This window comes from Streptomyces sp. NPDC021020 (assembly GCF_044333285.1).
Classification (GTDB): domain Bacteria; phylum Actinomycetota; class Actinomycetes; order Streptomycetales; family Streptomycetaceae; genus Actinacidiphila.
The window spans coordinates 84,197-105,066 of record NZ_JBIRQQ010000018.1 but is presented as its reverse complement, the minus strand read 5'-3'; the positions used below and the strand labels follow the sequence as shown (position 1 = coordinate 105,066).

The window sequence follows — 20,870 nt, the reverse complement described above, 5'->3', positions numbered from 1 at the left end:
CCATCAACTACCTCATCACCTGGCTCGGCTGCGCCAAGCAGCACGGACTGCCCATCAGCTACCTCGGCGGCTGGAACGAACGCGGCCACGACGCCAACTGGTACGTCCACCTACGCACCGCACTCGACAACGCGGGATACGGCAGCGTGCAACTCGTCGCCGACGACTCCGGCTGGCAGGTCGCGGACGACATGGCGTCCGACTCCGCCTTCAACAACGCCGTGTCGATCATCGGCGCGCACTACCCCTGCGAGGGCGGTGACGGCGGCAACGCCCACACCTGCTCCTCCTCGACCGCCGCGAAGAACAACGGCCGGCCGCTGTGGGCCAGCGAGAACGGCTCCCTCGACATGGACGCGGGCGCCCCGGCGCTCATCCGCTCCATCGTGCGCGGCTACACCGACGCGCGCATGACCGCCTACCTCAACTGGCCGCTGGTGGCCGCGCTCTACCCCAACCTGCCCTACAACACCGTGGGCCTGGCCACCGCCCCCTCGCCCTGGTCGGGCAGCTACTCGATCGGCGAGAACACCTGGGCCACCGCCCAGGTCACCCAATTCGCCCAGCCCGGCTGGCAGTTCGTCGACTCCGCCTCCGGCTACCTCGGCGGCGCCGAGACCAACGGCGCGTACGTCAGCCTCAAGTCCCCCAACGGCAAGGACTACTCCACCGTCCTGGAGACCACCACCGCCACCGAGGACCAGACGGTGAACTTCACCGTCAAGGGCGGCCTGTCCACCGGCACCGTCCACGTCTGGGCCACCCGGGTCAACAGCCCGAGCGCGGCGACCGACTTCGTCCACACGCAGGACGTCACCCCCTCCGGCGGCGCGTACACGCTGACGCTTCAGCCGGGCTGGATCTACACCGTCACCACCACGACCGGCCAGGGCAAGGGCACCGCGACCCCGCCCGCCGCGCACGCGCTGGCCCTGCCCTACTCCGACGCCTTCGAGGGCTACGGCAGCGGCACCGAGGCGCGCTACCTGTCCGACATGCAGGGCTCCTTCGAGGCCCAGCCGTGTGCCAACGGCCGCGCCGGGCAGTGCGTGCAGCAGATGGCGCCGGTCAAGCCGATCGAGTGGCAGGACGACTCCGACGCCTTCACCCTGGCGGGCGACCCGGCCTGGTCGAACTACACCGTCAGCGTCGACGTCGACCTGCGGCAGGCCGGCACCGCCGAAGTGCTGGGCCGCGCCGGGACGCAGAACCGCCCGCAGAGCCACCAGGCGGCGTACGAGCTGCGGGCCGACGACGGCGGCCGCTGGTCGATCGTGCGCACCTCGGCGGCCGGCGCCTCCACCACCCTCGCCTCCGGCACCCGCGCCGCGCTCGGCACCGGCTCCTGGCACACCCTGGCGCTCGGCTTCTCGGGCGACCAGATCACCGCGAGCGTGGACGGCGGCGTCCTCGGCACCGTCCACGACAGCACCTACCTCGCCGGGCAGATCGGCTTCGGCGTGGCCGGCTACCAGACCGACCAGTTCGACAACCTCTCGGTCACGCCGAACGCCGCGGGCAGCATCGGCGGCATCCTCAAGGGAAGCGGCTCCGGCCTGTGCGCCGACGTGCCCGCCTCCAGCCGTACCGACGGCACGCAGGTCGCGCTGTGGGACTGCAACGGCGGCGCCAACCAGCAGTGGACGGCCACTCCGGCCGGACAACTCACCGTCTACGGCGGCGCCAAGTGCCTGGACGTCGCCGGCTCGGGGACGGCAGACGGCACCGCCGTGCAGATCTGGACCTGCAACAGCACCGCGGCGCAGGTCTGGACGGTCGACGCGAACGGCAGGGTCGTCAACCCGGCGTCCGGCAAGTGCCTCGACGCCGCCAAGGGCGGCACCGACCCCGGCACCCTGCTGGAGATCTGGAGCTGCAACGGCGGCACCAACCAGGCCTGGACGCGCGGCAGCACCGCGGGCCCGGTCAGGGGCGGGCAGTCCGGCCGCTGCGTCGACGTCCCCGCCTTCGCCACGGCCAACGGCACCCGGCCCACCCTGTGGGACTGCAACAACGGCAGCAACCAGATCTGGTCCTCCACCACCACCAACCAGCTCACCGTCTACGACACCAAGTGCCTTCGGGCCGTGGGCGGCGCCACCGCGGACGGCACCCCCGTCGAGATCTACGACTGCGACGGCAGCGCCAACCAGCAGTGGCGCGTCCGCGCGGACGGCGCGGTCGTCAACGTCGCCTCCGGCAAGTGCCTGGACGCGGTCGGGCAGGGGACCGCGAACAACACCGCCCTGGACATCTGGTCCTGCAACGGCCAGGCCAACCAGGTCTGGCGGCGCGGTTAGAACGCCCTCGCCCCAGGCGCCCTCCCGCCACGCCGGTCACGGCAGCGCCCCCGGCGTGGCGGGGAAACCGCCCCCCGCAGCAGCAACCGTCAGTGAACCCCCGGCCGATCCCTGCCGGCGGCCCCGTCGCCCCCCCCAACCCGAGGACCCCCATGACCGCAACCGTTCCCCGACATCTGCTGCGACGCTGCCTGCTCGCGCTGCTCGTCCCGCTCGCACTGCTCGTCGTCCCGCCGCACAGCGCCGCCGCCGCGACCGGCTGGACCGTCAGCGGCCCCTCCGCCGGCTCCCCGACCGCGGCCCAGGTCACGCTGGACGGCGGCAGTCTGACCTTCGCCGCCACCAGCCGCGGCCAGAGCGTGCTGTCGCCGTCCCCGATCGGCATCCGCACCAGCGCCGCCGACCTGACGAAGAACCTGACCTTCCTGCAGCGCAGCGACCGCACCGTGACCGAGTCGTACACCATGACGACCGGCAAGCAGCGCGGCCACTCCACCCGCTACACCGAGAGCACGCTCTCCTTCTCCGGCACCGGCGGCGCGCGGCTCGACATCGTTGTCCGGGCCTCGGACACCGGTGTCGCCTACCGCTACGTCCTGCCCGGCAGCGGCTCGGTGACCGTCACCGGCGAGGCCTCGTCCTGGACCGTGCCCGGCTCGTCGCCCGCCTGGCTGGCACCGCCGGACCGCGAGGACCAGAGCCAGTGGTTCGGCAGCACCGCGTCCGGCGCCCCCTCCGACACCTACCGGCAGCCCGCGCTCTTCCAGGTCGGGAGCGCGTACGCGCTCGTCGCCGAGACCGACCTCGACGGGCGCTACGCCGCCTCGTACCTCTCCCACACCTCCGGCTCGGCCACCTACGCCGTCTCGCTCGCGAGCGGCGTCACCACCACGCTGCCGCTGTCGACCCCCTGGCGCACCGCGGCGCTCGGCAGCCTGGCGGAGGTGACCTCGTCCACCCTCGTCGACGACCTGGCCACCCCGTCCAGGGTCGCCGACACCTCGTGGATCAAGCCCGGCGCGGTCGCCTGGTCCTGGCTGAGCGAGCACGGCAGCCCGTCCAGCGAGGCCCGGCAGAAGCAGTACATCGACTTCGCCCAGCGCCAGGGCTGGCCCTATGTGCTGGTCGACGAGGGCTGGTCCTCCTCCTGGGTGCCGGACCTGGCCGCCTACGCCAAGGCCCGCGGTGTCCAGCTCATCCTCTGGTTCAACTCCTCGGACCTGCGCACCGCCCAGCAGCGCGACCAGTGGCTGCCGCAGGTCAAGAGCTGGGGCGTGGCCGGGGTCAAGATCGACTTCATCGACGAATACACCCAGCCGACGCTCCAGTGGTACGACGCGGTGCTGGAACAGACCGCGAGCCTGAAGCTCATGGTCAACTTCCACGGCACCGCCATGCCGCGCGGCATGCAGCGCACCTGGCCGCAGGTCGTCGCGGCCGAGGCGGTGTACGGCTCGGAGCAGTTCCGCAACCGGGCCGCGTTCAACACGATCCTGCCCTTCACCCGCAACGTGATCTCCAGCATGGACTTCACACCGGTCGTCTTCAGCATGAGCGGCCGGGACACCACCGACGCCCAGGAGCTCGCGACCGCCGTGGTCTTCGAGTCCGGCTGGCAGCACTTCGCCGACAGCCCCGAGAGCTACGAGGCGCACCCCGAGGCGCTGCGCATCCTCGACCAGCTGCCCACCGCCTGGGACGAGACCCGGCTGCTCGGCGGCAGCCCCGGCAAGGAGGCGTACGTCGCCCGCCGGGCCGGCGACCGCTGGTTCGTCGGCGGCATCTCCGCGGTGGCCGCCAAGACGTACTCCACCCCGCTGTCCTTCCTCGGCTCCGGCCAGTGGCTCGCCGAGACCGTACGGGACGGCTCCGGCGGGCTGACCCACGACACCCGGGTCGTCACCTCCGCCGACACCCTGTCGGTGGCCGAGGCCGCCAACGGCGGCTTTGCGACCGCGCTGTGCCCCTACACGGCGGGCCTGACCACGTGCGACCCGCACGGCCAGGCGGGCGCCCTGAAGGGAGCCGAGTCCGGGCTGTGCGCGGACGTGCCCGCCTCGGCGCAGACCGACGGCACCCGGGTGGCGCTGTGGGACTGCAACGGCCAGACCAACCAGAGCTGGCACGCCACGTCGGCCGGGCAGCTGACCGTCTTCGGCGGCGCGAAGTGCCTGGACGCCGCCGGCTCGGGGACGGCAGACGGCACCGCGGTGCAGATCTGGACGTGCAACAGCACCGCGGCGCAGGTCTGGACGGTCAACGCCGACGGCACGGTCGTCAACCCGGCCTCCGGCAAGTGCCTGGACGCCACCGGCAACGGCAGGACCGACGGCACCCCGCTGGAGATCTGGTCCTGCAACGGCGGTGCCAACCAGAACTGGGCCCGCGCCAACACCACCGCCCCCTACAAGGGCGCCGGCTCCGGCCGCTGCATCGACCTCCCGAACGGGAACCAGGGCAACGGCACCCGCCCGGCGCTGTGGGACTGCAACGGCGGCGCCAACCAGCGCTGGTCCTCCACCGTCAGCGGGGAGTTCACGGCCTTCGCCAACCGCTGCCTGGACGCCGCGGGCGGCGCCACCGCCGACGGCACCGCCGTCCAGATCTACGACTGCAACGGCACCGCGGGCCAGCGGTGGCAGGTCCGCTCCGACGGCACGGTCGTCAACACCGGCTCCGGCAAGTGCCTGGACGCCTACGACAACGGGACCGCCAACGGCACCCAGTTGGAGCTGTGGACCTGCAACGGCGGCGCGAACCAGAAGTGGTCGCGCGGCTGACCCCCGGCCGCCCCGCGGTGCGCCGGCCCCTCCCGGCGCACCGCGGGGTCACTCCGCTGCCGGCGGCAGCCCGAAGCAGCGGCGCAGGTGGCGGGCCGCCTGGGCGGTGGCCTGCGCGGCCGCGTCCACCGCGCCGGCCATCGCGAAGAAGCCGTGCGCCATGCCGGGGTAGCGGGTCGCCTCCACCGGCACGCCCGCCTCGGCGAGCCGGCGCGCGTACGCCTCGCCCTGGTCGCGCAGCGGGTCGTACTCCGCGGTGATGACCAGGGCGGGCGGCAGGCCGCCGAGGTCGGGAGCGCGCAGCGGCGAGGCCAGCGGATCGGCGGCGTCGGCCGCGCCGGTCAGGTAGTGGCGGGTGTACCAGGCCACCGAGTGGTGGTTGAAGAGGTACGGGTCGGCGTTGTCGCGCATCGAGGGGTCGTCGGCGAGCTGGTCGGTGTTGGGGTAGACCAGGAGCTGCGCGGCCAGCGGGAGATCCCCGTCGGCCCGCGCGAGCAGCGTCACCGCGGCCGCCAGGTTGCCGCCCGCGCTGTCGCCGCCGACCGCCAGCCTGGCCCGGTCGGCGCCGAGTTCGGCGGCGTGCGCGGCGACCCAGCGCAGGCCCGCGTGGCAGTCGTGCACCGCCGCGGGGAAGGGGTGCTCGGGCGCGAGCCGGTAGCCGACGCCGACGACCAGGCAGCCGGCCTCCGCGGCGAGCGTCCGGCACAGCAGGTCGGCGGTGTCGAGGCTGCCCAGCGTCCAGCCGCCGCCGAAGTAGTAGAGCAGCGCGGGGAGTCCACCGCCCGGCGCGGGCCGGTAGATCCGGATCGGCAGCGGTCCGCCGGGCCCTGGCACGGTCCGGTCGGTGACGTCGTGGAGTTCGCGCGGGCTGCCCCCGGACGCGCGGATCGCGGCCAGGTCGGCGGCGCGGGCCTGCTCCAGCGAGAGCGCGTAGAGCGGTGTCGCTCCGCTGCGGGCGCGCTGGTCGCGCAGGTCCTGGAGCTGCGGGTCGAGCGGCATGGCGTATCTCCGGGAAGAGGGGGCGGGACGCGGGGCCTTCGCCCGCGGGCCGGTGGCGGCGCGGTGGGCGCCGGCCGTCGCCGCGGTGCCGGTGGAGCGCGGCGGGGTGTGCGGGAAGGGGGGCCGTCAGGGCGGTGCCGGGCCGGACCAGTCGTGGTGGGTGATCGCGGGGTCCGCGCCGGCGGGCAGGGCCACCGCCGCCCGGTAGCCCGCGGGCGCCGGGATGTCGTGGACGCGGTAGCCGTGCGCCCAGGCGTCCGCCGCGGGGGTGTCCGGCGGCGGGCCGCCGGGCGGCACCGCGACGCGCAGGCCCTCGGCCAGGCGGCCCCCGTGCGCCTTCGTCAGCGCCTCCTTGCGGGCCCACAGGCGCGCGAAGCGGTTCGCGCGGGCCTCCGGGCCGGGGGCCGCGAGCACCGCGGCCGCCTCCTGCGGGGGGAACCAGCGGCGGGCCATCGCCACCGCGTCCAGCCGCGGCAGCACCTGCTGGACGTCGACGCCGACCGGGTGGGACGGGCACAGCGCGACCATCGCGACCTCGCCGGAGTGCGAGAGGTTGACGTGCACGCCGCGCCACCGCCCGGCGGGCTCGGGCTTGCCGTGCGGGCCGCGCGCCCAGCGGATCCCGCCGGGCGGCGCGCCGAGCGCCCCGGCCACGATGTGCCGCAGCGCGCCGTGTGCGAGCACGAAGCGCCGCCGGTCGTCGGCCGAGCGGTACGCGTCGGCGCGGCGCCGCTCCTCGTCGTCGAGGACGCCGAGCAGCTCGGCGACGAGCGGATCCGACCGCCGGTCGGCCACGAGCCACACCTGCACCGGAACCTCCACCCGCGCCTGTGCCTGTGCCTGCACCGGTACGCCGGTGGGCCGCGGGGCCCGCGGGAGCGTCACCGGCCCGCCCCCGGGGCGTCCGCGCGGGCGCGGACCAGGGCGGCGAGGCGGCGGACGCCCTCCTCGACGCGATCGGGGGGCAGGGCACTGCACGACAGGCGGATCCGGCGCCGGCCACCGCCGGACCCGGCGGCGTAGAAGAAGCTCATGGGCGTCCAGAGCACCCCGTGCTCGCGGGCCGAGACCTCCAGCATCGCCTCGTCCGCGGTCAGGGGCACGTCCACCACGGCGAAGAAGCCGCCCGCCGGGGCGTTCCACCGCACCCGCGGCTCGTCCGCGAACTCCCGTTCCAGCGCGGCGAGCAGGGTGCGCAGGTTGGCGCGGTAGAAGGCGGTCTTCGCCTTGCCCGCCGCCCGCACGCTGCACCCGGACTCCACGAGGTAGCCGCCCACGACGGCCTGCGCGACCGGCGAGGTGTTCACCGTCAGCAGGCTCTTGACGGTCGACAGCTCCTCGGCGAGCAGCGTGCGCCGCCCGTCCGCGCCGACGACCGGCTGGTCGGCGACCAGGAAGCCCACCCGCACACCGGGGAAGCACGACTTCGCGAACGAGCCGAGGTAGACCACCCGGCCGCCGGTGTCGAGCGCCTTGAGGGTGGGCCGCGGCTCGTCGTCCAGGCCGAACAGGCCGTACGGGTCGTCCTCCAGGACGAGCAGGTCGGCCTCCTCCGCGACCTCCAGCAGCCGCCGCCGCGCGGGGACGGCCATGGACGCGCCCGAGGGGTTGGCGAAGCTCGGCACCACGTAGAGGGCGCGCGGCCGCCGCCCCGACGCCCGTACCGCCGCGGCGACCTCGCGCACCGTCTCCGGGTCCAGGCCGTCCGCCGACTCGGGCACCGGGACGACCTCGACGCCGAGCACACGGGCCGCTCCGGTCAGGCCGACGTAGCAGGGCTCGACGGCCAGCACCACGTCACCCGGCCGCGCGCACAGCCCGCGCAGCGCGACGACCATGGCCTCCTGGCACCCCGCGGTGACCATCACGGCCTCGGCCGGCACCTCGACGCCCTCGTCCACCGCGAGCATCCGGGCGATCAGGTCGCCGAGGATGCCGTTGGTCCTGCCGTACTGGAGCAGCTGCCGCTCGCGCTGCTCGCGGTCCAGGCCCAGCGCCTCCAGGTGGGCGAGGTAGGTGCGCAGGTAGCGGTGCAGGTCGTCGGTGGTGTGGAATCCGTCGTACGGGCGGCCCGCCGCGAGCGAGACGGCGTCGGGGAAGCGGGCGGCGACCTCGTTGAGGAAGTTCATCGACGCCGACTCCGGGTCGGTCACGGAGATGTGCAGGTCGTCGCGCGACAGCTCCACCGTCATCGGGCTCCTCCTCCGGTCGTCACCGCCGAGGCGTCCAGCGACGCCAGGGCGGGGCGGCCCGCCAGGGCCATGGTGTGCGCCAGTTCCTCGGTCATCAGGTCCAGCACGCCCGACACGCCCGCAGCGCCGTCCGCCGCGAGTCCCCACAGCACCGGGCGGCCCAGCAGGACGGCACGGGCGCCGAGCGCGAGCGCGGCGAAGGCGTCGGTGCCGCCGCGCACCCCGCCGTCGAGCAGGACGGGGCAGGCCCCGCCGACAGCGTCCACCACCTCCGCGAGCGCGTCCAGGCTCGCGGGGGCGCCGTCGAGCTGCCGGCCGCCGTGGTTGGAGACGATGACCGCGTCGGCGCCGTGCCGGACGGCGAGCCGCGCGTCCTCCGCCGTCAGGATGCCCTTGAGAACCAGCGGCAGGGCGCTGCGCTCGCGCAGCCAGCCGAGGTCGGCCCAGGTCACCGCCGGGTCGACCGCCTCGGCGGCATGCACGGCGAGCGCGGAGCGCCCGGCGGCGGCGACATGGGCGGTGGCGGTCAGCGCCGCGTCGAGGTTGGCGGCGCGGATACCGGGGCCGAGCGCGAAGCCGTTGCGCGCGTCGCGGTGGCGGCGGCCCAGCCTCGGCGCGTCGACCGTCAGCACGATCGCGCCGCAGCCTGCGGCGGCCGCGCGGTCGACCAGGTCGGCGAGGGCCTCGCGGCGGCGCAGCCAGTACAGCTGCATCCACCGCGGGCCGGGCACCGCGGCGGCGATCTCCTCCAGCGAGCGGCTCGCGTAGATGCTCACGACGAACAGCGCCCCGGCCGCCGCGGCGCCCCGCGCGGTCGCGATCTCGCCGTCCGGATGGGCGAGTTGGTGGTACGCGGTGGGTGCGACGCCGATCGGGGTGCGCAGCCGCGCGCCGAGCAGCTCGACGCCGGTGTCGCAGCGCGAGACGTCGACGAGGACGCGCGGGCGCAGCGAAACGCGCTCGAACGCGCGGCGGTTGGCGGCGAGGGTGCGCTCGCGCTCGGCGCCGCCGTCGATGAAGTCCCACACGGGTGCGTCGAGTTGCTGCCGGGCGGCCCGCTCGTAGCCCGCGAGGGTCGGCGCCGGGGCCGTCATCGGCGCGCTCCCGCCGCGGCGGTCTCCCGCGCGGCGACGGCCGGGACGTCGACGGCGGCCAGGGCGAGGCCGCCGGACCCGGGCGCGCGGTCCGCGAGCACCACCCGGCAGGGCTCGGCGGCCGGCTCCGCGAGCACGCCGGCCAGTTCCCACCACACCCCTGTGCCGGGCCGCCCGGCGGCGGCCTGCCGCACCCGCGCCCCGGCCGCGAGGACCCGGCCGTCGACCCCGGCCCCGAGCACCGCGACCCCGCCGCCGAGCGCGTCCGTCACGTCCGCGGCGGTCGCGCCCCCCGCGCGCAGGGCGCCGAGCCCGGCGACCCGCTCACCGGGCGCGGGCGGCCCGAGGAGCAGGGCGACCCCGTAGGCCCCGTCGGGCAGCAGGGCCGGGGTGGACGCACCGGTGTCCGGGGCCGGTTGTGCGGGGGAGGTCGGGGCGGATGCTGCGGGAGATCGCGGTACGGCGCCGGTGCCGGACGGCGCGTGCGCGGCGGTGGGCGTCGCGGCGCCGTCCGGTGCGGGTGGCCCGTCCGCTCCAGGGGACGTCAACGGCTCGTAGGGCAGGGCCGGTTGCTCGACGATCAGGACGAGGGCGCGGGGGAGCGCGGCGGTCGTGGCGTAGGCGTGGGCCAGCCGCAGGGCCGTGAAGGCGGCGGCCGGGCCCTGGTCGGCGACGGCGAAGGCCAGCGGGTTGCCGGGGCACACATGGCTCAGCCAGGTCGCGGTGGCGCGGCCCGGGGTGACGTCCGGGACGGCGTACGCGAGGACGAGCAGGTCGACGTGCTCGCCCGCGGGCACCGCCTGCCGGATCAGCGCCGCGGCCAGGTCGCCGTAGGAGTGGCCGCCGCGGTCCGGTGGCTCCTGCGCGTCGAGGGCGAGCCCGTACGGGTGCAGCAGGTCGGTGAGGTAGACGCGCAGCCGTTCGTCGCGCTCCGGATCGGGCGCGCGGGGCGCGGGGTCCGGGAAGGCGAGGCGGACCGCCCGGCGGACGCCCCAGCCCGCGGGGGCGGCGGCCGCGGCGGCGCCCGGCACGAGGGTCCGTACGCTCACGCGTCCGCGTCCGTCAGCAGGTTGCCCGCGACGTAGTCGGCGAGCGAGCCGACCGTGCCGAAGTCCTCGCGGCCCAGCTCCTCGACGCTGATCTCCAGGTCGAGCTGCTCCTCCAGTTCCAGGACGAGTTCGAGGCCGGTGGTGGAGGTCAGCCCGAGCGCGTCCAGCAGCGCGGTGTCGGGGGTGACCGCGTCGACCTCGCGCTTGAGCACGCGCGGGAGGAGGTCGCGGATGCCGTCGACGAGCCGCTCGCGCAGCTCGGGGTCGATCGCGGTCGGGGCGGAGTGCTGCTCCGTCATCGGTCAAGCCTCTCAGGGGAGTTCGGGTCTTTCGCGGGGGCGGGGCTTCAGTGGACGAGGACGGTCGCCGAGAAGGCGGCGCCGAGCCCGGCGCCCGCGGCCGCCATCACGTACGGCTCGCCCGGCCGCAGCAGCCCGCGGTCCAGCGCGGTGCGGTAGTTGACGAAGGCGTCGGCGCAGAAGACGTGGCCGGTGTCGGCGACGTTGTCGAGCAGGACGCGCTCGCGCGGCACACCGAGGATGCGGCACACCTGGTGCCAGGCCACGCGGTTGACGTTGTGCGGCAGGAACAGCGCGAGGTCGCCGGCCGTCAGCCCGGCCCCGGTGAGCGCGGCGGTGATCGCCGCGGCCAGCGCGTCGGCGTACACCCGCTGGAATTCCAGGGCGAGTTCGGGGGCCTCGCCGTCGAACTCGCCGCGCTGCTCCACCGCGTAGCTGAGCACCCGGTCGCGCTCGCCGGACGCGGCCACCAGGCAGGCCGCGGCTCCCTCGCCGAAGAAGGAGGTGGCGGGGACGAGTTGGGCCTCCGGGGTGAACGCCTTCTCACCGCTGAGGACGAGGGCGAGCCCGTCCGGGTCGCCGTCCGCCGCGAGCAGCCGCCCCGCCGCGTCCACGGCCAGCAGCCCGGACGCGCACGCGTGGTGGCCGACGGAGAAGACGGCCGCGTGGCCGAGGCCGAACTCCTCGCAGACCGCGCGCACGGGGTCGTACGGGTAGGGCACGACGGTCGGGAAGGTCCGCGCGTGCAGCACGTACCGCACGTCCCGCTCGCGCCCGCGCAGGGCATGGAGCCGGGCGAGCGCGCCGCGCAGCAGGTCCTCGACCGTGCCGCCCGGGTCGCGGGCGACCTCGCCGAGCCGGTGGTAGCGGCGGAAGACCTTGACCTGCATCCGGGTCAGCCCGAGCGGCTCCGCGACCTCCTCGACGGTGAGCCGGCCCGGCGGTACGTAGGCGGCCACCCCGGTGAGAGCCGTCACCGCGCGGACCCCCCGGCCCCGACCGGCTCGTCGGCCGTCACGCCCTCCCCGGATTCCGGGGTCGCCGCCTCGATCGCGGCCGCCTCCATGGCGTACGCGAAGGCCTCGGCCTGGGCGGGCGAGACGTAGTGCGTGTCGATGTGGATCTCGAAGCGCAGCCCGCCCTCCGGGGTGTCGTCGACGTGCACGAAGAACCGCTCCGTCTGGTCCTCCTGCTGCTCGTACCAGCGGAAGACGGTGTCACGCCGCGCTTCCCGCAGCTCCCGCGGGCCCGCACCGGTGTCCTCGGCGGGCAGGGTGTAGCTGCTGCGGTCGTTGAGGTACGTCCTGATGCTCGCGTCCGTGCCGCGCTCGACGGAGATCCGCCCGACCAGCTCGTCCAGCGCCTCCGGGTCGAAGTAGGCGTTCTTGTACGCGGTCAGGGCGCCCTGACCGGCACGCCGCACGACGTCCGCGGCGCTCGCGTCCGCCGCGTCGATCGCGCACACGCCCGCCTGCGCGACCATGCAGACCACGTCCGACAGGGCCGACCGGAAGCGGTTGCCGACCACCGGGCGGACGACCACCGGGCTGATCCCCGTCGCCCGGTACAGCCCGGTCGCGAACAGGCCCAGCAGGATGCCGGGGACCGCGGCGCCGGTCCGCGCGGCGATCAGCGGCAGCGTCGCCGTGAGCGCCGGCGAGTGGAATTCGGCGCCCCAGTGCCGGGGTTCGCGCGGATCGGTGGGGCCGGGGAGCTGCCGCGCCGGCATGGTCCGCAGGACGCTCTCGAAGTGCCGCATCGCCCGCGCGCTCTGCCGCTGCCCCGCGGGGGAGCGCTGCCACCGCGCCTGCTCCAGCTGCTGCATCCCGCTGACTGGCGCGGTGTCCCGGGTCGCCACCTGGCCCAGCATGATCGCGCCGCCCAGCGCGTCCGTCGCCAGATGGTGCATGACGGTGACCAGGTGGACGGGCCGGCCGTCCTGCCGTACCGCCCCCATCCGCACCGGCCACTCCGCGCAGAAGTCGAACTCCCGGGCGCGGTAGGCCTGTTCGACGGCCGCGGCGACCTCGTCGGCGTCCTCGCCGGGAGCCGCGTCGTACACCTCCAGCGTGATGCGCCCGGTGGCGGAGAGCCGCTGCAGGACCCGGCCGCCCGGGGCGAGGCGCAGCCGGGTGCGCATCGAGGGGAAGCGCTCCAGCAGATAGCGCAGCTCGGCGGCCAGGTCGTCGAGCGTCGTGCCCGGCGCCAGCGGGGCGCGGCCGCCGATGGGCAGCGGGTTGCGCTGCCGTCCCATGGCCTGCCAGATCTCCCACATGCCCCAGGACATCTCGCCCTCGCCCGAGCCCTCCCCGGCGAAGTCGACCGCGATCCGCTCGGCGACGACCGGCGTCCCTTCCCGCTCGCTCATCGCGCCGCCACCTCCGCCGTCCGGGCCCGGTGCTGCTGGCGCATCAGGAACTTGCGGACCTTCCCCGTCGGGCCCGTGATCAGGTCGGCGTCGGTGATGACGACGACGCGGCGCAGCGTCGCCGCGGCCGCCGCGGTCAGGGCGCCGCGGACGGCCGGGGTGCGGTCGGCGTCCGGGTCGGCGCCCTCGTGGAGGGCCAGCAGCACATCGGTGACGACCTGCTCGCCGACCCGGTCGGAGACCACCGTGCAGTCGTGCACGTCCGGGCACGCCGCGAGGATCCGCTCCTCCGACATGGCCGTGTAGAGGCGTTCGCCGCCGCCGAGGTCGACCGCGTCCACCGCCCGGTCGACGTGGAAGTAGTAGCCGTCCTCGTCCCGGTACATCAGGTCGCCGGTGAGGTAGTAGCCGCCCAGCCGGTTGCGGTACGTCGCCGCGGAGTCGTTCCAGTAGCCCGGCGCCAGCGTCGGCGCCCGGAGCCCGAGCTGGCCGACCTCGCCGGGCGGGACCTCGCGGCCGGTCACGGTGTCCAGCAGCGCGACCTCGGCGAAGCCGTGCGGCACCCCGACGCAGCGGCCGTAGCGCTCGGTCGTGCGGGTGTGGGTGATGTGGAAGGCGGAGTGGCCCATCTCGGTCGAGCCGAGGCCGTCGACGAAGCTGGAACCGGGCATCCGGCGGACGCCGTCGCGGGTCGCCGTCTCCCGGGAGCCGGCGGCGACGAGCCGCCGGATGTGCGGCTCGTGCGCGCAGTCCCCGGTGTTGAACCACAGCGACACCGACTCCAGGTCGCGCGCCGCGAGATCCTGCCGGGCCATCTGCGCCCAGGTGGCGGCGAAGCCGAGGACGCCCGTGGGCCGCCAGCGCTCGATCGCGTCGACGACCGCCGCCCCGTCGTTCTGCGTGGAAAGGAACAGCAGGTCGCTGCGCAGGCACAGCGCCATGTTCAGCGCCGAGATGCCCGCGGCGTGCGCGGCGGGGAGCGCGCTGAGCATCCGCGCGGCGCCGCGGGCGCGCGGCGCGGTCAGCCGGAAGAGCCGCATCGCGGCGAAGAGGCTGGCGTGCGAGTGCACCACGGCGGCGGGCATACGGGTGGTGCCGGAGGAGTGCGTGACGGCGATCGGGTCGTCGGCGTGGTGCCGGTACGGCGCGGGCGCACGCTCCGGGTCGCCGGTGCCCGTCTCCGCCGCGTCGGCGTGCAGGGCCAGGTCGCCCAGGTCGTGCCCGGCGAGCCGTTCGCGGTGCGCGGGGTCGGTCACCAGGGCGGTGCCGCGGAGCTTGCGCAGATAGGCGGCGGCGGTGTCGCCGGCCAGGTACTGGTTCATCAGCGCGGGGATCGCGCCCAGCCAGGTCAGGGCCAGGAAGGTCAGCAGGGTGTCGGCCGAGCCGGACACGTACACCGCGACCGGGTCGCGCGGGCCGATGCCCCGCTCGTGCCACCACGCGGCCCGCGCGGCGACCCGCTCCCGCAGCCCGCCGAGCGTCAGTTCGCTCCCTGCGGGGTGCCCGTCCACGGGCTGGTCGAAAGCGGCGCCCGGACCCCCGGGGTCGGCGCCGTGCTCGAAGAGCTTGGGCAAGACGTTGCCCGCGCCCAGGTCCGGGTCGGCGGCGAGCCTGGCCCGGATGTCGCTGCCGGTCACGGCATTCCTCCTGCGTGTCGCCTCGTCGTCATGTCGTCATATGGCTTTGCGGGCAGGCCCGTCGCGGTGGCTCTCATCCGCCGCGCACCGCCTTCTCGACCGCCGTGCGCACCTGCGCCCGGGTCGGCTGGCACGCCAGGTCCAGCTCGCGGGCGAAGGGCAGCACCGCGCCGTCCGGGCGGGTGACCCGCCGCGGCGGCGCCGTCAGGCGCATCTCCTCCGCGGCGGTTGCGACGATCTCCGCGCCGATGCCGCACGAGCGGTTGGAGTCGTCGACGACGACCAGCCGCCCCGTCCGCTCCAGCGACGCCGCGAGGCCCGCCCAGTCGAAGGGGTACAGCGAGCGCGGGTCGAAGACCTCCACCGACACCGTCCCGGCCAGCTCCTCCGCGACCGCGAGCGCGTCGTGCACCAGGTGGCCCACCGCCACGACGGTGACGTCCGTGCCCGCGCGGTGCACCCGCCCGGAGCCGAGCGGCACGGGCGCGAGCGCCGCGAAGTCGGCGTCCTCGCGCACCCCCAGCGCCGCGGACGGCGCGAAGACGACGACCGGGTCGTCGTCCCGGATCGCCGTGACCAGCAGCCCGTACGCGTCCGCGGGCGTGGCCGGCACCGCCGTCTTCACCCCGACGTGCGCGAAGAGGCTGTAGGGGTGGTCGGAGTGCTGGCCCGCCCAGCTCTCGCGGGAGCCGGAGCCGGGCAGCAGGTACGTCACCGGCACCCGGGTCTGGCCGCCCGTCATGAGCGAGAACTTGTGCGCCTGGTTGGCGATCTGTTCGAAGGCGAGGAAGAGCAGCGCCGGGATCTGGAACTCGACGACCGGCCGCATCCCGGCCATCGCCGCCCCCGTCGCGAAGCCCGTGAAGGCCTGCTCGGAGATGGGCGTGTCCAGCACCCGGTCGCGGCCGAAGCGCCGCAGCAGCCCCGCGGTCACGTTGCTGACGGCCACCCCGACGTCCTCGCCGAGCACGACGACGTCCGGGTCGCGCGCCATCTCGTCGGCGATCGCCCGGTTGAGGGCCTTGAGGTAGGAGAGCCTGGGCATCACAGCGCCCCCGCCCTGGGCCGCAGCCCGGTCGCGTACAGGTGCTCCAGCGCGGTCGCCGGGTCGGGGTGCGGGGCGGCGAGCGCGTACCGTACGGCGGCGTCCAGCACCTGCGCGGTCTCGGCGTCGGCCGCGGCGCGTACGGCCGCGGGCAGCCGCGCGCCCTGGATCTCCAGCGGGTCGCGGGCCCGGCCCGCCGCGGCCTCCTCCTCGGTGCGGTAGCGGGGGCGGGCGGTGTGCTCCCACGTGTGGTGGGCGTCGAAGCGGTAGGTGACGCACTCCAGCAGCGTCGGACCCGCGCCGGAGCGGGCCCGCGCCACGGCGCCGGCGGTGGCGTCCCGTACGGCCTCGGCGTCCATGCCGTCCACGGTGGCCGCGGGGATGCCGAAGGCCGCCGCGCGGCCGGTCACGGTGCCGGCCATGGTGTCGGCGGGGCGCATCGAGGTGGCCCAGCCATTGTTCTCGCAGACCAGCACGAGCGGCACCCGCCACAGCGCCGCCAGGTTGCACGCCTCCAGCACCACGCCCTGGCTGACGGCCCCGTCGCCGAAGTACGTGAGCACCACCCGGTCCGAGCCGCGCTGCCGCAGCGCCCAGGCCGCGCCCGCCGCGATCGGCACCGCCGCGCCGACGATCGCGTTCGCGCCGAGCACACCCGCCGCGAAGTCCGCGGCGTGCATCGAGCCGCCCCGGCCCTGGTTGAGCCCGGTGGTCCGGCCCGCGAGCTCGGCCATCGTGCGCGCCGGGTCGGCGCCCTTGGCCAGCACGTGGCCGTGGCCGCGGTGGGTGCTGGTGATCAGGTCGTCGGGCCGCAGCGCCGCGCACGTCCCGGCCGCGACCGCCTCCTGCCCCGTGCAGGGGTGGATGCCGCCGCTGATGACGCCGGTGCGCACCAGCTCCACCGCCCGCTGCTCGAAGCCGCGGATCAGCGCCATCGTCCGGTAGAGACCCGCCGCCCGGTCCGCGTCAGCCATGCGCCCCCGGCCCTTCCGCGCGCCACAGCACCGGGCAGTACGCGGGGTCGGCGTAGTCGGGGCGGCCGTCGGGCAGCCGCCGGACCAGGACGTCGTGGTTGTAGGAGGCCTCGCCGCCGCCTTCGAGCGGGAAGCGGCGGTATTCGTTCCCGCCGTCCTGGAGGTGGAAGGAGATCGCGCGGCGCGGCCGGTCGCTGCGGTTGGCGCCGCTGCCGTGGTAGGTCATGCAGTGGTGGAAGCTCATGTGGCCCTTGGGGATGACCAGCGGCACCTTGCGGATCTCCGCGCCGTTGTGGGCGGCGTTCGCGGCGAGGACCGCGTCCAGCTGGCTGCGGTCGCGGTCCGCGAAGTGCCGGGTCATCGAGTCCTCGCGGCCGGTCTCCCGCCACCGGTGGCTGCCGTCGACGACCGTGAGGGTGCCCATCTCCTCGTCGCAGTCGTGCAGGGGGATGAACGCGGTGAGCATCCGCTCCGAGGTGGACGTCGACCAGTAGTGCTTGTCCATGTGCCAGGGCACGATGTTGCTGGGCTCGCCCGCGACCGGCGGCTTGAGGATGAGCGTGGACTGGAAGACCCGGATCTCGTCCGCCCCCGCGAGCCGGGCGGCGACCGCGCCGATCAGCGGCTTGCGCAGGATCCGGGCGATCGGGTCGCTCTCGACGTGCACGTAGTCGTTGTGCCGCTGCACGGGCCCGTCCGACGGCTGCCAGGCGGCGAGCCGCGGCGGGCGGACCGGCAGCGTACGGCTGCGCTCGCCCGCGTAGTAGCGCTCGCTCGCCGCCACCAGCTCGTCGACCTCGGCGTCGTCGAGCAGCTTCTTCGTCAGGTACCAGCCGTGCTCGGCGTAGAAGGCCACCTCCTCGTCGTCCGGCAGCAGCGCGGCCTCCGCCTCGGTGAGCACGAAGCCCTCCGTCGGAAGGGGGGTCGTACGGTCCTGGTCGACGGTCATCACAGGCCTGCCTTCGTGGTCGCGCGGACGGCGGCGAGCTCGCGCTCCTTCGCCTCGTAGAGGGCCGGGATGTTGCTCGTCCCGAAGGTGCGGGCGCCGTGCCGCTCGATCAGCTCCCAGAAGTACGTGCGGCGCACGTGCATCGACCGGGCGAAGATCTGGTACATCTGCCCCCAGTGGTCGCGGTCGACGAGGATGCCGCGCGGCCGCAGCCGGTCCACCGGCAGGTCGACGGCCCCCAGCCGGCCGCCGAGCGAGCTGTAGTAGCTGGCCGGGGTCGGCGCGAAGCCGACGCCCCGGCCGCCGAGCGCGTCCACCGCCTCCACGATGTCGTCGGTGCTCAGCGCCAGGTGCTGCACGCCCGGACCGCCGTGCCAGGCCAGGAAGTCGTCGATCTGGCCCGGTGTACGGCTCAGGTCCGGCTGGATGAGCGTCAGTGTCGCGTTGCTGCCGGGGCTCTGCACCACCTGCGAGAACATGCCCTGGCCGCCGACCTCGATGTATTCCTCGAAGATCAGGTCGAAGCCGAAGGCGGCCCGGTAGAAGGCGACGGTGGTCTCCAGCGTGCCCGCCTCCAGGCACACCGCGGCGTGGTCGATCGTACGGAGCAGCTCGGGACCGCCCGGCGCGGCGGCTTCCTCGTCCACGGCCACGATCGCGCCGGGCAGGAAGTCGCCCGCGTCGCCGTGCCGTTCGACCAGGCGGTGCACCACGTCGCCGAAGCCGGAGACGGTCGCGGTACGCACCGACGCGTCCGGGCCCTCGAACGTGCGCGGGGGCTCGACCGGGGTCGCGCCGCCCGCCACCGCCGCGGCGAAGGCCGCGCCCGCGTCGGGGGTGCCGAAGGCGACCACCGCCACCCCGTCGCCGTGCCGCGCGACGTAGTCGACCGCCGGGTGGTCGGGGCGCAGGCCCGAGGTGAGCAGCACCCGGCAGTCCCCCTGGCCGAGCAGCAGGCTGCGCTGGTCCGGCAGGCCCGTCTCGGGGCCGCCCTGCCCGTGCACCCGGAAGCCGAAGGCCGAGCACAGGACGAACGCCGCCTGGCGCGCGTCGCCCACGTAGAACTCGACATGGTCGATGCCGAGGTAGTCCATTGCCGCTCCTAGGTCGATGACATGCGGTGCGGGCGCCGGGGCGGTGCCACGAGGGAACCGCGCCGGGCGCCGTTCAGACGGTGCGGGCGAGCCGGGTGCCCGGCGGGCCGAGCACGAGGCTGATGTTGTGGCCGCCGAACCCGAAGGAGTTCGACATCACATGGCCGATCCCCGGGGCAGGGCGCGGGGCCTTGCGGACGTGGTCGAGGTCGCACGCGGGGTCCGGGTCGTCCAGGTTGTGCGTCGGCGGCAGCACGCCGCGGCGCAGCGCGAGCATCGAGACCGCCGCCTCGACCACGCCCGACGCGCCGAGCATGTGCCCGGTGACCGCCTTGGTGGCGCTGACCGGCGGGCAGCCCGCGTCGCCGAACACCCGGCGGATCGCGAGGGCTTCGGCGCGGTCGCCGATCTTCGTGCTGGTGCCGTGCGCGTTCACGTAGCCGATGTCGGCGGGTTCGAGCCCCGCGTCGGCGAGGGCCCGGCGCATGCACGCCGCGGCGCCCTCGCCCTCCGGGTGCGGGGTGGTCGGGTGGTGGGCGTCGTTGGTGGCGCCCCAGCCCGCCACGCCCGCGTAGCCCGCCGCGCCGCGCGCGTCGGCGTGCGCCGCGCGCTCCAGGACCAGCACCCCGGCGCCCTCGCCGAGCACCAGGCCGTTGCGGCGGCGGTCGAAGGGGCGGCTCGCCCCCGCCGGGTCGTCGGCCCAACCGCGGGCCAGGGCACGGGCGTTGGAGAACGTGTCGGCCAGCGTCGGGAAGAGCGGGGCCTCGCTGCACCCGCACACCACGACGTCCGCCTCGCCCGCGCGCAGCAGCCGCAGCCCCTCGCCGACGGACTGCGCGCCCGCGGCGCACGCCGTCCCGATCGACGAGCTGTAGCCGCGGATGCCGTGCCGGATCGCCACCCGGGCGGCGCCCATGTTCGGCAGCATCCCCGGCAGCAGATACGGGCTGACGCCCAGCCGGCCGCGCTGCGTCCGCGTCACGACCTGGGCCTCCAGGGTGGCCAGGCCCCCGGTGCCGGACAGGATCACCCCGATGCGGTACGGGTCGACGTCCCGGCCCACCTCGATACCCGCGTCCGCCAGCGCGTCGGCCGCGGCCCGCAGCGCCATCACGATGTAGCGGTCCACCACCCGGGTCTCCGGCGCGGGCAGCACGGACGCCGGGTCGACCGGCGGGCCGAACGCGGCGACGTCCACGCTCCCCTCCAGCGGGCTCCCGGCGGGCGGCCGCACCAGCCCCGAACGCCCCTCGCACATCGCCGCCGTGACCTCGGCGGCGGTCGTGCCCACCGGGGTGACCATGCCCATCCCGGTCACGACGACCTCGCCGCCCACGCCTCGCGCACCTGTCACGGGGTATCCCCTCCACTCAGCAGTACGGCCGCGGCGCGGTCCCGCGCCCCGGCGGTCGCCGCCTGCTCCACCCGGATCAGCAGCACCTCGTCCGCGTCGCCGTCCTCGACGAGCAGCGCGGCCACCTCCACGCCCGCGGCGGCGCCGGTGACGCACACGACGGGCCCGAACAGCCCCCAGCGGGCGGCCACATGGCCGGCCACGGCGTTCGGCACGGCCTGGAAGAACGCCAGCGGCCCCACCGCGCCCCCGCCGTCGACCGCCTCCGCGACGCGTACGGCCCCCTCCAGATCGCCCAGCGCGCTCACGACGACCACGCCGGTGGAGGCCACCGGCCCGCCCGCCCGCCGTCCCAGGCACCGCCGCGCGCTCTCCGCGGCGAGCGGGCTGAACGACGACCCCACGAACCCGGGCAGCAGCGGGACCTCCCGGTCCTCCGCGCTCTCCGGCCACTGCGCGGCGGCCAGTACGCGCAGCCCGAACTCGCGTGCGAGAGCGCCGACTTCGGCGTCGGGCCCGGAACCTTCCGGCGGAGCGGGCGACACGTCGAGCCCGCCACCGCCGGGCGGCCCGTCTTCCCGCGCGGGAACGGCGGGTTCGGCGTGGTGCCCGGGGCCCTGCCCCGGCTCCCGCGCCGGAGGGACCGGCACCACCCGGTCCGCCGGGGTCCGGCGGCCGCCGTCGGGGGAGGGGGACAGGGGTGGTGCGTGGCCGGTGGGCGGGGCCGCAGGGGGTG

At 75.5% G+C, this 20,870-nt stretch carries 17 protein-coding genes; 2 read left to right on the top strand and 15 right to left on the bottom strand.

Annotated features, from left to right (window positions below):
* Both ACH4SL_RS36440 and ACH4SL_RS36435 read left to right on the top strand, forming a co-directional pair.
* Nucleotides 1–2,300: ricin-type beta-trefoil lectin domain protein (locus tag ACH4SL_RS36440; RefSeq protein ID WP_398454403.1), on the top strand; the 2,300-nt coding region annotated here is incomplete at its 5' end.
* Nucleotides 2,301–2,452: 152 nt separating this feature from the next.
* On the top strand, nucleotides 2,453–5,080 hold the full coding sequence (locus ACH4SL_RS36435; protein WP_398454400.1) for a glycoside hydrolase family 97 catalytic domain-containing protein: 2,628 nt from the start codon (nucleotides 2,453–2,455) through the stop codon (nucleotides 5,078–5,080).
* Nucleotides 5,081–5,128: 48 nt separating this feature from the next.
* Here the strand turns inward: ACH4SL_RS36435 and ACH4SL_RS36430 are convergent, their stop codons facing one another.
* The 15 genes from ACH4SL_RS36430 to ACH4SL_RS36360 all read right to left on the bottom strand — a co-directional run bounded on the left by ACH4SL_RS36430 (nucleotide 5,129) and on the right by ACH4SL_RS36360 (nucleotide 20,784).
* Nucleotides 5,129–6,079, bottom strand: a complete 951-nt coding sequence (locus tag ACH4SL_RS36430; protein ID WP_398454397.1) for an alpha/beta hydrolase — start codon at nucleotides 6,077–6,079, stop codon at nucleotides 5,129–5,131.
* 126 nt (nucleotides 6,080–6,205) lie between these two features.
* Nucleotides 6,206–6,889, bottom strand: coding sequence for a 4'-phosphopantetheinyl transferase family protein (locus tag ACH4SL_RS36425; RefSeq protein WP_398454395.1), 684 nt, complete (start codon nucleotides 6,887–6,889; stop codon nucleotides 6,206–6,208).
* A gap of 71 nt (nucleotides 6,890–6,960) precedes the next feature.
* On the bottom strand, nucleotides 6,961–8,271 hold the full coding sequence (locus ACH4SL_RS36420; protein ID WP_398454393.1) for a PLP-dependent aminotransferase family protein: 1,311 nt from the start codon (nucleotides 8,269–8,271) through the stop codon (nucleotides 6,961–6,963).
* A complete protein-coding gene (locus tag ACH4SL_RS36415; RefSeq protein WP_398454390.1) occupies nucleotides 8,268–9,365 on the bottom strand; it encodes an alpha-hydroxy acid oxidase in 1,098 nt (365 codons plus the stop codon). Before ACH4SL_RS36415 ends, ACH4SL_RS36420 begins: the two co-directional genes overlap by 4 nt.
* Nucleotides 9,362–10,414, bottom strand: coding sequence for a hypothetical protein (locus ACH4SL_RS36410; protein WP_398454388.1), 1,053 nt, complete (start codon nucleotides 10,412–10,414; stop codon nucleotides 9,362–9,364). The genes ACH4SL_RS36415 and ACH4SL_RS36410 overlap by 4 nt, the downstream gene beginning before the upstream one ends.
* Nucleotides 10,411–10,713, bottom strand: coding sequence for a phosphopantetheine-binding protein (locus ACH4SL_RS36405; RefSeq protein ID WP_398454386.1), 303 nt, complete (start codon nucleotides 10,711–10,713; stop codon nucleotides 10,411–10,413). Before ACH4SL_RS36405 ends, ACH4SL_RS36410 begins: the two co-directional genes overlap by 4 nt.
* Before the next feature lie 47 nt (nucleotides 10,714–10,760).
* Nucleotides 10,761–11,690, bottom strand: coding sequence for a 3-oxoacyl-[acyl-carrier-protein] synthase III C-terminal domain-containing protein (locus ACH4SL_RS36400; protein ID WP_398454383.1), 930 nt, complete (start codon nucleotides 11,688–11,690; stop codon nucleotides 10,761–10,763).
* Nucleotides 11,687–13,081 (bottom strand): condensation domain-containing protein, encoded by a 1,395-nt coding sequence (locus ACH4SL_RS36395; RefSeq protein ID WP_398454381.1) that lies wholly within the window; start codon nucleotides 13,079–13,081, stop codon nucleotides 11,687–11,689. Before ACH4SL_RS36395 ends, ACH4SL_RS36400 begins: the two co-directional genes overlap by 4 nt.
* Nucleotides 13,078–14,718 carry a class I adenylate-forming enzyme family protein gene (locus ACH4SL_RS36390; RefSeq protein WP_398454379.1) on the bottom strand — a complete coding sequence of 547 codons (1,641 nt, stop codon included), beginning with the start codon at nucleotides 14,716–14,718 and terminating at the stop codon, nucleotides 13,078–13,080. Before ACH4SL_RS36390 ends, ACH4SL_RS36395 begins: the two co-directional genes overlap by 4 nt.
* Nucleotides 14,719–14,791: 73 nt before the next feature.
* Nucleotides 14,792–15,763: an alpha-ketoacid dehydrogenase subunit beta gene (locus tag ACH4SL_RS36385; RefSeq protein ID WP_398454376.1), complete on the bottom strand. Its 972-nt coding sequence runs from the start codon at nucleotides 15,761–15,763 to the stop codon at nucleotides 14,792–14,794.
* Nucleotides 15,763–16,737, bottom strand: coding sequence for a thiamine pyrophosphate-dependent dehydrogenase E1 component subunit alpha (locus tag ACH4SL_RS36380; RefSeq protein WP_398454373.1), 975 nt, complete (start codon nucleotides 16,735–16,737; stop codon nucleotides 15,763–15,765). The genes ACH4SL_RS36385 and ACH4SL_RS36380 overlap by 1 nt, the downstream gene beginning before the upstream one ends.
* Nucleotides 16,730–17,686, bottom strand: coding sequence for a phytanoyl-CoA dioxygenase family protein (locus ACH4SL_RS36375; protein ID WP_398454370.1), 957 nt, complete (start codon nucleotides 17,684–17,686; stop codon nucleotides 16,730–16,732). The genes ACH4SL_RS36380 and ACH4SL_RS36375 overlap by 8 nt, the downstream gene beginning before the upstream one ends.
* Nucleotides 17,686–18,780, bottom strand: coding sequence for a 4-hydroxyphenylpyruvate dioxygenase (gene hppD / locus ACH4SL_RS36370; protein WP_398454368.1), 1,095 nt, complete (start codon nucleotides 18,778–18,780; stop codon nucleotides 17,686–17,688). The genes ACH4SL_RS36375 and hppD overlap by 1 nt, the downstream gene beginning before the upstream one ends.
* 73 nt (nucleotides 18,781–18,853) lie before the next feature.
* The gene (locus ACH4SL_RS36365) at nucleotides 18,854–20,134 is read right to left on the bottom strand and encodes a beta-ketoacyl-[acyl-carrier-protein] synthase family protein (protein ID WP_398454365.1); all 1,281 of its coding nucleotides are present in this window, start codon (nucleotides 20,132–20,134) and stop codon (nucleotides 18,854–18,856) included.
* On the bottom strand, nucleotides 20,131–20,784 hold the full coding sequence (locus ACH4SL_RS36360) for a hypothetical protein (RefSeq protein WP_398454363.1): 654 nt from the start codon (nucleotides 20,782–20,784) through the stop codon (nucleotides 20,131–20,133). The genes ACH4SL_RS36365 and ACH4SL_RS36360 overlap by 4 nt, the downstream gene beginning before the upstream one ends.
* Nucleotides 20,785–20,870: the final 86 nt, after the last annotated feature.

Coding starts and splice junctions, on each gene's coding strand:
- ACH4SL_RS36415 (WP_398454390.1), bottom strand. CDS start 9,365: ATGACGGCCCCGGCGCCGACCCTCGCGGGCTACGAGCGGGCCGCCCGG.
- ACH4SL_RS36385 (WP_398454376.1), bottom strand. CDS start 15,763: ATGCCCAGGCTCTCCTACCTCAAGGCCCTCAACCGGGCGATCGCCGAC.
- ACH4SL_RS36430 (WP_398454397.1), bottom strand. CDS start 6,079: ATGCCGCTCGACCCGCAGCTCCAGGACCTGCGCGACCAGCGCGCCCGC.
- ACH4SL_RS36405 (WP_398454386.1), bottom strand. CDS start 10,713: ATGACGGAGCAGCACTCCGCCCCGACCGCGATCGACCCCGAGCTGCGC.
- ACH4SL_RS36380 (WP_398454373.1), bottom strand. CDS start 16,737: ATGGCTGACGCGGACCGGGCGGCGGGTCTCTACCGGACGATGGCGCTG.
- ACH4SL_RS36435 (WP_398454400.1), top strand. CDS start 2,453: ATGACCGCAACCGTTCCCCGACATCTGCTGCGACGCTGCCTGCTCGCG.
- ACH4SL_RS36395 (WP_398454381.1), bottom strand. CDS start 13,081: ATGAGCGAGCGGGAAGGGACGCCGGTCGTCGCCGAGCGGATCGCGGTC.
- ACH4SL_RS36375 (WP_398454370.1), bottom strand. CDS start 17,686: ATGACCGTCGACCAGGACCGTACGACCCCCCTTCCGACGGAGGGCTTC.
- hppD (WP_398454368.1), bottom strand. CDS start 18,780: ATGGACTACCTCGGCATCGACCATGTCGAGTTCTACGTGGGCGACGCG.
- ACH4SL_RS36420 (WP_398454393.1), bottom strand. CDS start 8,271: ATGACGGTGGAGCTGTCGCGCGACGACCTGCACATCTCCGTGACCGAC.